The organism is Thauera sp. GDN1, assembly GCF_029223545.1.
Lineage (GTDB): Bacteria > Pseudomonadota > Gammaproteobacteria > Burkholderiales > Rhodocyclaceae > Thauera.
The window spans coordinates 1,121,298-1,132,909 of record NZ_CP097870.1; the positions used below are offsets into that span (position 1 = coordinate 1,121,298).

At 72.3% G+C, this 11,612-nt stretch carries 10 protein-coding genes; 5 read left to right on the forward strand and 5 right to left on the reverse strand.

Annotated features, from left to right (window positions below):
• Window positions 1–28: 28 nt before the first annotated feature.
• The gene (locus CKCBHOJB_RS05125; RefSeq protein ID WP_281050940.1) at window positions 29–1,768 is read left to right on the forward strand and encodes an autotransporter assembly complex family protein; all 1,740 of its coding nucleotides are present in this window, start codon (window positions 29–31) and stop codon (window positions 1,766–1,768) included.
• A gap of 27 nt (window positions 1,769–1,795) precedes the next feature.
• On the opposite strand, the gene CKCBHOJB_RS05130 is transcribed toward CKCBHOJB_RS05125, so the two are convergent.
• A complete protein-coding gene (locus tag CKCBHOJB_RS05130; RefSeq protein ID WP_281050941.1) occupies window positions 1,796–3,151 on the reverse strand; it encodes a nicotinate phosphoribosyltransferase in 1,356 nt (451 codons plus the stop codon).
• Window positions 3,148–3,708 carry an isochorismatase family protein gene (locus CKCBHOJB_RS05135; RefSeq protein WP_281050942.1) on the reverse strand — a complete coding sequence of 187 codons (561 nt, stop codon included), beginning with the start codon at window positions 3,706–3,708 and terminating at the stop codon, window positions 3,148–3,150. Before CKCBHOJB_RS05135 ends, CKCBHOJB_RS05130 begins: the two co-directional genes overlap by 4 nt.
• A gap of 334 nt (window positions 3,709–4,042) precedes the next feature.
• Between CKCBHOJB_RS05135 and CKCBHOJB_RS05140 the strand changes: the two genes are divergently transcribed.
• The 4 genes from CKCBHOJB_RS05140 to CKCBHOJB_RS05155 are packed head-to-tail and all read left to right on the forward strand — an operon-like array spanning window position 4,043 to window position 7,128.
• On the forward strand, window positions 4,043–4,609 hold the full coding sequence (locus CKCBHOJB_RS05140) for a phosphoribosyltransferase family protein (protein WP_281050943.1): 567 nt from the start codon (window positions 4,043–4,045) through the stop codon (window positions 4,607–4,609).
• Between the two features lie 31 nt (window positions 4,610–4,640).
• Entirely contained in the window at window positions 4,641–5,240 is a 600-nt protein-coding gene (locus tag CKCBHOJB_RS05145) for a phosphoribosyltransferase family protein (RefSeq protein WP_281050944.1), read from the forward strand.
• Window positions 5,237–5,665, forward strand: a complete 429-nt coding sequence (locus CKCBHOJB_RS05150) for an archease (protein WP_281050945.1) — start codon at window positions 5,237–5,239, stop codon at window positions 5,663–5,665. Before CKCBHOJB_RS05145 ends, CKCBHOJB_RS05150 begins: the two co-directional genes overlap by 4 nt.
• Before the next feature lie 29 nt (window positions 5,666–5,694).
• Entirely contained in the window at window positions 5,695–7,128 is a 1,434-nt protein-coding gene (locus CKCBHOJB_RS05155) for an RtcB family protein (RefSeq protein WP_281050946.1), read from the forward strand.
• 109 nt (window positions 7,129–7,237) lie between these two features.
• On the opposite strand, the gene CKCBHOJB_RS05160 is transcribed toward CKCBHOJB_RS05155, so the two are convergent.
• The 3 genes from CKCBHOJB_RS05160 to CKCBHOJB_RS05170 all read right to left on the reverse strand — a co-directional run bounded on the left by CKCBHOJB_RS05160 (window position 7,238) and on the right by CKCBHOJB_RS05170 (window position 11,390).
• Complete coding sequence (locus tag CKCBHOJB_RS05160) at window positions 7,238–7,567, reverse strand: glycine zipper domain-containing protein (RefSeq protein WP_281050947.1); 330 nt, start codon at window positions 7,565–7,567, stop codon at window positions 7,238–7,240.
• Between the two features lie 144 nt (window positions 7,568–7,711).
• Window positions 7,712–10,159, reverse strand: a complete 2,448-nt coding sequence (locus CKCBHOJB_RS05165; protein WP_281050948.1) for an ATP-binding protein — start codon at window positions 10,157–10,159, stop codon at window positions 7,712–7,714.
• 70 nt (window positions 10,160–10,229) lie between these two features.
• Complete coding sequence (locus tag CKCBHOJB_RS05170) at window positions 10,230–11,390, reverse strand: hypothetical protein (RefSeq protein WP_281051621.1); 1,161 nt, start codon at window positions 11,388–11,390, stop codon at window positions 10,230–10,232.
• Window positions 11,391–11,612 lie beyond the last annotated feature (222 nt).

The window sequence follows — 11,612 nt, forward strand, 5'->3', positions numbered from 1 at the left end:
GCCGGTGCGGGGGCTGGCCCAGCGCTCGTTGCGCACGCGCTGTCTCGGTGCCGCGCTGGCGGTCGGGCTGACGCTCGCCGCCGCGCCGGCCGCCGCCCAGCAGGCGCTGACGGTCCGCCTCGAGGCGCCGGACACCGTGCGTCCGGTGCTGGAGGAACACATCCGCCTGCTCAAGCGCGACGCCCTGATGCTGCCGGAGGCGCAGGCCGACCGGGTGGCGATGACGCGGCGCGCGCGGCGCGAGATCGCCGAGCTGCTCGCCACCGAGGGCTATTTCTCGCCGCGCATCCGCTTCGACCGCGAGGATCCGGCGAACTGGGTGCTGGCGGTGGAGCCCGGGCAGCGCACCGAGATCGCCGCGGTGGAGATCGACTTCACCGGTGATCTGGCCGTGTCCGGCGAAGGCGGAAAGGAATACCTCGACCTGCTGCGCGCGAGCTGGGGCTTGCCGGTGGGCCAGCCTTTCCGCCAGGCCGCCTGGGACGCCGCCAAGACCGCGCTGCTCGACACGGTGAGCGCGCACCGCTACGCCGCCGCCCGCATCGCCGAGAGCCGCGCCGAGATCGATCCCGAGACCGCGCAGGCGCGGCTCAAGGTGCGCATCGACAGCGGTCCGGCCTTCTACCTGGGCGAGCTCGAGGTCGAGGGCCTCGAGCACCTGCCCGCCGACCTCGTGCTGCGCTATAGCCAGCTGCGCCCGGGCTCGCCCTATGACCGCGAGCAGCTGCTCGCCTTCCAGACCGACCTGCAGAACACGCCGCACTTCGGCTCGGTGATCGTCGACATCGAGCGTGATCCGGCGCTCGCGGCCGCGGTGCCGGTGCGGGTTCAGGTGACCGAGGCGCTGCCGCGCTACGCCGGTGTGGGCGCGGGCTATTCGACCAACACCGGGGCGCGCGTCGAGTTCAGCTACCGCGACTCGAACCTGCGCAAGCGCGGCTGGGAATTCTCCACCGGGCTGCGCCTGGAGCAGCGCCGCCAGGCCTTGTACGCGGACGTCTTCCTGCCGCCGCGCGGCAGGCATCGCGACAGCTTCGGCGCGCTCGTCGAGAGCAGCGACCTCGAGGGCCTGCAGGTCGATACCCAGGCGGTGGGCGCCACCCGCACCACGCTGCGCGGCGACATCGAGACCCAGCTCGCGCTGCGCCTGCAGCACGAGAAGATCGAGCCGGCGGGCGGCGAGGCGCGTACCAGTAACACCTTGACCGCGAACTGGACCTGGATCAAGCGCGCGGTGAACGACCTGCTCGATCCCACCGACGGCTATCTGCTCGAGTACCAGATCGGCGGCGGCCCCGAGATCGCACTTGCCGAACAGGACTTCCTGCGCCTGTATTCGCGTTTCGTGCGCTACCAGCCGGTGCGGGGCAGCGACGTGTTCATCCTGCGCGGCGAGGCCGGCGTCACCCTGGCCGACAGCCGCGACGGGATCCCGCAGGACTTCCTGTTCCGCACCGGCGGCGCGCAGTCGGTGCGCGGCTACGACTACCTGAGCCTGGGCGTCAAGGACGGCAACGCCACCGTCGGCGGACGCTACCTCGCCACCGCCAGCGCGGAATACGTGCACTGGTACAAGCCGCAGTGGGGCACGGCGGTCTTCATCGATGCCGGCGATGCCGCCGACAGTCGCGAGGACTTCGACCTGCGCGTGGGCTACGGCGTGGGCGCGCGCTGGCGCAGCCCGGCCGGGCCGCTCGCGATCGATCTCGCCTGGGGGCACCAGGAGCGCAGCCTGCGCCTGCACTTCGGGGTCGCGATCGCGTTCTGAGCCCCGGGCCCTTGGCCCCCCGCCGCGTCAATGCGGCTCGCGGTCCAGGCGCTCGGCGAGCGCGCGCAGGCCGGCGGAGATCATCACCGGATGGGCCTCGCCGGCGCCGGCCGGATCGAGCCCGCGCAGCGCGGGCGGCAGGCGGGCGAGGCTGTCCGCGGCGCCGGCGCGCAGGGTCGCGAGCGGCGGCGACGGCTCCAGCCGGCGACCCGCGCGCATCACCATCTGCAGCAGGGCTTGCGCGCCGGGTGCGGGCGGGGCCTCGCCGGCGAGCGTGACGTGGTCGCGCAGCAGGCAGCCGTCGTCGTCGTGCTCGCGCCACACCTGCTTGGCGTCCGGCCAGGTGGCCTTGCCCTCGGAGCGCTTGCGGCGCGGGATGCCGGCGTAGCGCTGCAGCTTGTACACCGCGTCCAGGGTCGGTGCGTCGGCCGACGTGGTCAGATGGGTGCCGATGCCGAAACCGTCGATCGGCGCGTCTTCCCCGAGCAGCGCGGCGATGCGGTATTCGTCGAGGTCGCCGCTGGCGAAGATGCGCACGCCTTCCAGTCCGCCGGCGTCGAGGATGGCGCGGACCGCGCGCGCATGGGCGGCGAGATCGCCGCTGTCGATGCGCACCGAGGCCAGCTTCACGCCGCGCTGCTGCAGCTCGGGCGCGAGCGCGACCACCCTCCGCGCGGCGGCCTCGGTGTCGTAGGTGTCGATCAGCAGGGTCACCTTGTCGGGTTGCGAGGCGGCGAAGCGCAGGAAGGCGTCGGCTTCGCGCGCGTGGGCCTCGATGTAGGAATGCGCCATGGTGCCGAACACCGGGATGCCGAAGCGCTGGCCGGCGAGCACGGTGGCGGTGCCGGCGAATCCGGCCAGGTGGCTGGCGCGCGCGGCGAGCAGCCCGGCTTCGGCGCCGTGCGCCCGGCGCAGGCCGAAATCGACCAGCATGCGCTCCGGAGCGGCGAGCACGCAGCGCGCGGCCTTGGAGGCGATCATCGACGACAGGTTGATCAGGTTCAGCAGCCGGCTCTCGACGAACTGCGCCTCGCCGATCGGCGCCTCCACGCGCAGCACCGGCTCGTTGGCGAAGAAGACCGTGCCTTCTGGCATCGCATGCACGGTGCCGGTGAAGCGGAAACCGGCCAGCCAGTCGATGAAGCCGGGCTTGAAACGCCCGCTCGCGCTCAGCCAGTCGAGTTCGGCCGCCGTGAAGTGCAGGTTCTCCAGGTAGTCGAGCGCCTGCTCGAGGCCGGCGCAGAGCAGGAAGCGGCGCTGTTCGGGTAGCCGGCGCACGAAGAGCTCGAACACCGCGGTGTCGTGCAGGCCCTCGTCGTGGTAGGCCTGCAGCATGGTCAGCTCGTAGAGGTCGGTCAGCAGCGCGCTGTCGTCCGGGTTCATGCGGGCGCGTCCTCCAGGTCGTCGAACGCGATCACTCGGGCGCCGCCCGCCAGCATGGCGGCGATCGCGCGCTCGCCGTCGCCGGGCTGCACATCGACCGCGCGGATCGCATCGCCGAGCACGAACATGCCGAAGCCCGCCGCCAGCCCGTCGCGCGTCGTCGTCAGCACGCAGTAGTCGGTGGTGAGGCCGCCGATGAACACCCGGCGCGCGCCGCGGGCGTGCAGGCGGTCGGCGAGGCCGGTGTGGTCGAAGCTGGAATAGGCCTCGGCCTCCGCGCTGGTGGCCTTCGACACGATCTCGGGGGCGGCGGGCAGCGCGAGCCCGGGCGCGAACTCGGCGCCGGGAGTGCCGGCGACGCAGTGCTGCGGCCAGGGGCCGCCCCGGGCGTGGAAGGAGCAGTGGTCGGCTGGATGCCAGTCGCGGGTGAACACGACCGGCAGGCCCTGCGCGGCAAAGCGCGCGAGATAGCGGTTCAGCACCGGGACCACCGCATCGCCGTCCCGCACGCCGAGCGCACCGCCGGGCAGGAAGTCGCGCTGCACGTCGACGACCATCAGGACGTCCCCCGGCTGCAGGCGGACGGGGGGTCGAGTGCTGGGGCTTGGCGTCGTTGCCGAGCGGGCGGGGGCTGACATCGCATGTTCTCCCGGGAGGTCGTGCCGATGCGGCGGATGCCGGCGCCCGCCGCATCGATGAACTTGCGTGCGCAAACGGCGCAGGCCGTCTCGCCGGCGAGCCCGTTCATCGAGGGCTGTTCATCGAGGGCTGGCCGGCGCCGGGCGACAGGAGTAAGTTTTCACTGCGCCGATCGCCATGCTGTTTGCAGTGTAGTCCGATCGGCGCTTCCCGGTGACGACGGCCCCGCGCTGCGGGGCAGGCGAGGCGAACATGGATCGACCGCCCGGCATGCGAACCTGCCTGTACGAGGGCGACGCCCTCGACGGCGTGATGGACGACATGGCCCGCCGGGCGGCGGCGCTGCTCGCCGGCCGCGAGCGCGTCGCGGTGATCGGCATCCTGCGCCGCGGGGCGCCGCTCGCCGACCGCTTGTGCGAACGCCTGGTGCGCCGGCACGGGCTGGTGCCGCCGCTTCGCCTCGACCTCCAGGTCAAGCGCTACGCCGACGACCTCACCCTGCTGCATCCCGAGACCCGGCTCACCGAGGACGCCGCCCACGCCGCGCTCGACCTCGAGGGCCGCAGCCTGCTGGTGGTCGACGACGTCCTGTACACTGGGCATTCGCTGCTGCGCGTGCTCGAATACCTGGCGCGCCGCCGGCCGGCGGAGATCCGGGTGGCGGTGCTGGTCGACCGCGGCGTGTGCGTGCTGCCGGTCCATGCCGACGTGGTCGGCCGCCGCCTGGAGGTCGCCGCCGGCGACGTCATCGAGTGCAACGTGCCGCCTTACGAGCCGGACTTCCGCATCGAGCTGCTGCGGCCGCTGCGGGCGGGTTGAGGACGGTGGTTCCCGCAAATGGAGGCAGACGATGTTCCGTGATCGACTGGATGCCGCCGCGCAACTGGCAAAGGCGCTCGACGCCTGGCGCGGCAGGAACCCGCTGGTGCTGGCGATTCCGCGCGGCGCGGTGCCGATGGGCGCGGCGCTGGCCGAGGCGCTGGGCGGCGAGCTCGACGTGGTGCTGGTGCACAAGCTGAGCTCGCGCTGGAATCCGGAGTACGCGATCGGCGCGGTCGACGAGGCCTGGCTGGAGGCGGAGAAGGCGCGCCGCGTGCAGCAGCTGCGCGCGCGCCGCGCGCTGTATTCGCCCGAACGGCCGGCGGTCGATGCGCGCGGGCGGGTGGTGATCGTCGTCGATGACGGCCTGGCCACCGGCGCGACCATGGTCGCCGCGCTGCATGCGGTGCGGGCGCAGTCGCCGCAGCGCCTGATCTGCGCGCTGCCGGTCGCCGCGCCCGACAGCCTCGCCCGCGTCGAGCCGTACGCCGACGAGATCGTGTGCCTGGACAAGCCCTGGGGCTTTCGCGCCGTCGGCCAGTTCTACCAGCACTTCGACCAGGTCGAGGACGAGGAGGTGGTCGACTGCCTGCGCCGCTTCGCCGGGCGCCCGGCGGCCGGTGGGACATGATCGGCTGGCAGACCTTCGAGCACGAGGCCGACGTCGGCGTGCGCGGCACCGGGGCGACGGTCGACGAGGCCTTCGCCGGCGCGGCCCTGGCGATGATCGCGGCGATCTGCGACCCGGCGACGGTGGCCGCGCGCGAGCCGGTGGCGATCGAATGCACCGCGCCCGACCTGGAGCTGCTGCTGCTCGACTGGCTCAATGCGCTGGTGTTCGAGATGGCGACGCGGCGCATGCTGTTCGCGCGCTTCGAGCTCGCGATCGCGCCCGCGGACGGCGGGCCGCGCCTGCGGGCGACGGCGTGGGGCGAGCCGGTGGAGGTGGCGCGCCACCAGCCGGCAGCGGAGGTCAAGGGTGCGTCCTTCTGCGAGCTGAAGGTGGCGCAGCAGGCCGATGGCCGATGGCTGGCGCAGTGCGTGGTCGATGTCTGAGGCTGCGCTCGGCGCAGAGGGAGGCTGGGATGGATACGAGCAGACTGAAGCGGCGCGGCCCCTGCGAGTGGGAACTGCCCGCCAGCGGGCGCATGCGGGTGCCGGGGGTGATCTTCGCGTCGAAGGAGCTGGTGCAGGCGATGGACGACAAGGTGGCCGAGCAGGTCGCCAACGTCGCCAGCCTGCCGGGCATCGTCGATGCGTCGTACGCGATGCCGGATGCGCACTGGGGCTACGGTTTCCCGATCGGCGGCGTCGCGGCCTTCGACGCCGACGAGGGCGGGGTGGTGTCGGCCGGCGGCGTGGGCTTCGACATCTCCTGCGGGGTGCGCACGCTGCACACCGGGCTGCGCGAGGCCGACCTGGCGGCGGTGAAGAAGCGGCTCGCCGACCTGCTGTTCGCGCGCATTCCGGCCGGGGTGGGCAGCACCGGCGCCTTGCGCCTTTCGGCGGCACAGATGGACGCGATGCTGCGCGGCGGCGCGCGCTGGGCGGTCAAGGAGGGCTACGGCAGCGAGGGTGACCTGGCCCACATCGAGGAGCACGGCTGCGTCGCCGGGGCCGACCCGGCTGCGGTGTCGGACATGGCCAGGCAGCGCCAGCGCGACGAGATGGGTACGCTCGGCGGTGGCAACCACTACCTCGAGGTGCAGGTGGTGGAGGCGGTGTTCGATGCCGCCGCGGCGCAGGCCTACGGGCTCGCCCAGGGCGATGTCGTGGTCAGCATCCACTGCGGCTCGCGCGGGCTCGGGCACCAGATCGGCACCGATTTCCTGCGCGAGATGGTGATCGCCGCCGGGCAGGCGGGCATCGTGCTGCCCGACCGCGAGCTCGCCTGCGCGCCGCTGAAGTCGGCGCTCGGCCAACGCTATCTGGGCGCGATGCGTGCCGGCATCAACTGCGCGCTCGCCAACAGGCAGATCCTCACCCACCTCGCGCGCGAGGCGTTCGCGAGCCTGCTGCCGGGCGTGCGCCTGCCGCTGCTGTACGACGTGTCGCACAACACCTGCAAGGAAGAGACGCATATCGCCGCCGACGGTCGCCAGCGCCGCCTGTTCGTGCATCGCAAGGGCGCGACGCGCGCCTTCGGGCCCGGTCATCGGGAGCTGCCGGCGGAATATCGCCCGATCGGCCAGCCGGTACTGATCGGCGGCAGCATGGGCACTTCGTCATGGGTGCTGGCCGGTTCCGCGGGTACGGAGGAACGCGCCTTCGGCTCCGCCTGTCACGGCGCCGGGCGGGCGATGAGCCGTAACGAGGCGCTGCGGCGCTGGCACGGGCGCAACGTGGTCGATGAACTCGCCGCCAGGGGCATCCTGATCCGCAGCCCGAGCTTTCGCGGTGTGGCCGAGGAAGCACCGCTGGCCTACAAGGACGTGGGCGAGGTGGTGGAGGCGGCAGACCGCGCCGGACTCGCGCGCAAGGTGGCGCGCTTGCGCCCGCTGGTCTGCATCAAGGGGTGAAGGCGGCTGTGGGAGGCGGGGCCAGGGGGCAGCGCGGCGACGGTGCGGCGCTTGTCGTGAGGCCCGGGAGGCGCAAGGTGCGCGGCGCGGTGCCGCGCACCGGTCATGCTCAGCAGCGGCCTTTCTTGGCCTGGCCCGGCGGGCAGAAGTCGCTGCCGCGGTAGCGGCGGCCGTCCTCGTAGTAGTAGCCGCGCTCTTCGTAACGCACGCCGTCGCGGGCGCGGCGGCCGTCGCGTTCGTTGTCGTAGCCGGCTGCGGCACCGACGCCGCCACCGAGGGCGCCGCCGATGATCGCGCCTTCGCGGCCGCCGACGGCTTCACCGATTGCGGCGCCGGCCGCGCCACCGAGGCCGCCGCCGAGCGCGGTCGAGCCGCCCGCGTGTGCGGTACCGGCGAGGGAAAGGACGAGGAGGGCAGAGGCGAGGAGTCGGGTTTTCATGAGTCGGTACTCCGTTCTTGTTGGATGGCTGCGATCTTAAGCGCCGGTCCGCACGCCTGTCGAATGCGACTTGTCAGGGAATGTTGCCCTGTGATGGTGTCGGCGCGCGCCGCCCGGCAGGTGTGGGAGCGGGGGCGTCCGCGGTCAGTCTTCCTTTGCTGAAGAGATCCCGTCTCCGGCGCCCTCGCTGCTGCCGTCGTGATCGTCGCCGAAGGCGTGGCGCAGTTGCGCGAGCTTCTTCAGACCGGCGATCGCGCGTCCGTTCACCGAGTCCTCCGGCATCGTCCCGTCGGCGTCCGGTGTGCCGGCGGGCAGGCCGGTCAGCAGCTCGAGCGCTTCGTCCACGTCGGCCACCGCCCAGATGTCGAATCGGCCGGCGCGTGCCGCATCGACCACGTCCTGGCGCAGCATCAGGTGGCAGAGGTTGGGGCGCGGGATCAGCACGCCCTGTTCGCCGCTGAGCCCACGCGCGGCGCAGATGTCGAAGAAGCCCTCGATCTTGTCGTTGATGCCGCCCACCGGCTGCACCACGCCGAACTGGTTGACCGAGCCGGTGACCGCCAGCGCCTGGCGGATCGGCACGCCGGACAGCGCCGAGAGCAGCGCGGTCAGCTCGGCGAGCGAGGCGCTGTCGCCCTCCACGCCGCCGTAGGACTGCTCGAACACCAGGCTGGCCTTCAGCGACAGCGGCATCGTCCACCCGAAGCGCGCGGCCATGAAGGCGGACAGGATCAGCACGCCCTTGGAGTGGATCGGTCCGCCGAGCTTGACCTCGCGCTCGATGTCGATGACCTCGCCCTCGCCGACGCGTACGGTGGCGGTGATGCGCACCGGGTGGGCGAAGCTGTCGTCGCCGAGCGGCACCACCGCCAGGCCATTGACCTGGCCGACGTGGCTGCCGGCGGTGTCCACCAGCCACTGGCCGCGCAGGATCTCCTGCTGGTAGTGCAGGCGGATGCGCTCGTGGCGGTGGCGGTGGGCGTCGAGCGCGGCGTCGACGTGTTCGCGTTCGATGCGCGTGGCGCCGGCGGCGGTGGCGAAATGCGCCGCTTCGCGCAGGCGGTCGTCGATCGGCTGGGTCTGGGTGCTGAGACGCTCGGCGTCGCCGGCCAGCCGCGCCGCGTGCTCGATCAGGCGCGCCATGGCCGCAGCGGAAAGCGGCGGCAGGGCGGCGCGGCGGGCGAGGGTGACGATCAGGCGCGCGTAGGCGGCGGTGTTGTCCGGCGTGCGCGCGACCTCGCTTTCCATGTCGGCGTTGATGCGGAAGAGCGCGGCGAACTCGGGGTCGTACTGGCCGAGCAGGTAGTAGATCAGGCGCTCGCCGATCAGGATCAGCTTGAGCTCGAGCGCCATCGGCTCCGGTTCGAGCTGCACCGAGCCGGTGACGCCGATCAGCTCGGACAGCGACTCGATGCGCAGCCGCCCGGACTTGAGCGCGCGCTTGAGCCCCTCCCAGGCGAAGGGCTGCGACAGCAGCTTGATCGCGTCGAGCACCAGGAAGCCGCCGTTGGCGCGGTGCAGGGCGCCGGCGCGGATCAGCGTGAAGTTGCTGACCAGGGTGCCCATGTGCACCAGATGGTCGATGCGGCCGACCAGGTTCTGCAGCGTGGGATGGTCCTCGTAGACCACCGGCCGGGTGCCGTCGGCGGGGTTGGCGACCAGCAGGTTCACCAGGTAGCGCTGCACCGAGATGCTGCCGGAGTAGGTCAGGGTGTCGCTGTCGTCGTCGCTGTGCGGCGCGGCGTGCAGCGACTCGCCGCTGGCGACAATGTCCTTGAGCACGTCGTCGAGGTGGGCGCACACATCGCGGAGGTCGGTGTAACGCGGCTGGAGGTCCTCGATCATGTGGGTGACGGTGGCGCCGAGCGCGTCGCGGCCGGCGTCGCGGATGCGGTTCTGCAACTCGCGCCGCCAGCGCGGGAACTCGTTCATCAGCCGGTGCATGCGCTCGTGCAGCGTCTTGATGTGCTCGCCGAGCTCGTGCTGGCGTTCCTCGGGCAGCTTCTCGAACTCCTCCTGCGACAGCGTGCTGTCGGCGTCCTTCATGGGCAGGAAGGCGAAGCCGTGCGGGGTGCGCAGCAGCGCGACGCCGAGGCCTTGCGCCTCGTCGCCGAGCTTGCGCAGGGCGGTCTCCTCGCGCTGCTTGGCTTCTTCCTGCAGGGCCTCGATGCGGTTGCGGTACTCGTCGCTCTCGAACACCGCGGCGATCGCCGGCATCAGCTCCTCGACGAAGCGCTGCATGTCGTCGCGAAAGGCGGGGCCGCGGCCGCAGGGCAGGCGCAGCAGGCGCGGGTGGGAAGGGTTGTCGAAGTTCCAGACGTAGCACCAGTCGGCTGGCGGCGGGCCCTCGTGGCGCTCTTCCTCCAGCAGGCGGGTGACGATCTCGTGGCGGCCGCTGCCGGCGTCGCCGAGCACGAACAGGTTGTAGCCCTCGCCGGCGATGTCGAGCCCGAGGCGGATCGCATCGACCGCGCGGGCGTGGATGTCGGCGGCGTCGAGCTCGGGCAGTTCGGCGGAACTCTGGAAGCCGAGCGTCTCGGGCGCGCAGGCGGTGTGCAGGCGCTCCGGCGGAAGCGGTGCGGGAATCGGCATGAGCGGGCCTCGCGCGGTTCGAGTTGTTTGGCCCCATCATAAACCCCGTCCGCGCATCGAGGCGCGTGGATCAGCGCACGCGGAACGGCAGGTTGGCGGTCGCCGCCTTGCCCATGCGGTCGCGCACGGTGATGAAGAGCCGGTAGGCGCCGGGCTGCGCGGGGGCGACGAAGCGCACCGTGGCCGCGTCGGCATGCAGCGTGCGCACGTCGATGCGCGCCGGCGCGTTTTCCGCATCGCCGCCCTTGCGCAGGTCGGTGGCCTCGGCGAACACCGCCCAGTCGGTGACGAGCGGGCCGCCGTCGTGCGCCGCCGCATCGACGCCGGCGGAGATCTCGGCGCCGGGGGCGAATTCGTCGGCGCCGATGCCGATACCGCGGATCACCGGCGCCGGCGCCACGACCGGCCGTCCCCAGGCGGCGGCGAGTGCGTCGCTCATCGCGGTGGCGCTGCCGTCGGCGAGCAGCAGGCCGTGCCAGGTCGCGGTCTGTTCCTGCTTGGCGCCCCACAGGAAGGGGAAGGCGCCGCGGATCTGCGGCTGCGTCTTCAGGAAGGCGAGCGCCTCGGTGAAGAAGCGTGCCTTCTCGGTGCTGGTGAGTTCGACGGGCGCCCCCCAGGGCTTGCGTCCGGCCTGCCACTGCCCGAGCGGACCGAGCTCGGCGACCACCACCGGCTTGGTAATGCCCGCTTCGCGCAGGCGCTGCGGCAGGTCGAACACCGCGCCGGCATAGACGTTGATGCCGAGCAGGTCGACGTTCCGGCAGCAGCCGGCGAGCGCGCGGAAGGCGTCCATCCCGGTGTCGGCCACCACCATCATGGTCGGATGCGCGGGGTCGAGCCGCTTGATGAGGCCGGCCAGGCGATCGACCTCGCGCCACAGCGGCAGCGGGTCGGCGACGCCGGTCTCGATCTCGTTGCCCACGCCCCAGGCGAGCAGGGCGGGGTGCTCGCGGTAGCGCGCCACGACCCCGAGCAGCGCCTTCTCCTGCGCGCCCACCGCAGCGGCTTCGGTGTAGTCGAAGCCGTGGCGCGGATGCTCCAGCCACAGGCCCATCACCACCTTCATGCCCAGCCGCTGCGCCTCGTCCAGCACCCAGGCGTCGCTGGCGCGATAGACGCGCACGACCTTGGCGCCGGCCTCCGCCAGGCGGGCGAGGCTGGCGCGGTCGCCTTCGAAGGCCGCGCCCTGCCAGGCTTCGCTCGCCGTGGCCGGGACGGCGCCGAGCAGCATGAGCGCGGAGATGAGCAACTGGACGAAGGGAATGCGAATGGAGGCGGGCATGGGGTCGAGGTCGAGACGTGAGGGGCGGGCGCGATGCTGGGCCGTGGTTCATGCGCGGCGGCTGGCTGACGCCGATGAGGATTGTGCCCTCCCGCGCGTCGCGGCAGGGGTGATGCAGGAGATCGTCCGTCGCCGTGACGTGTTTCACAACGAGGCGCTCGGCTTGTACCT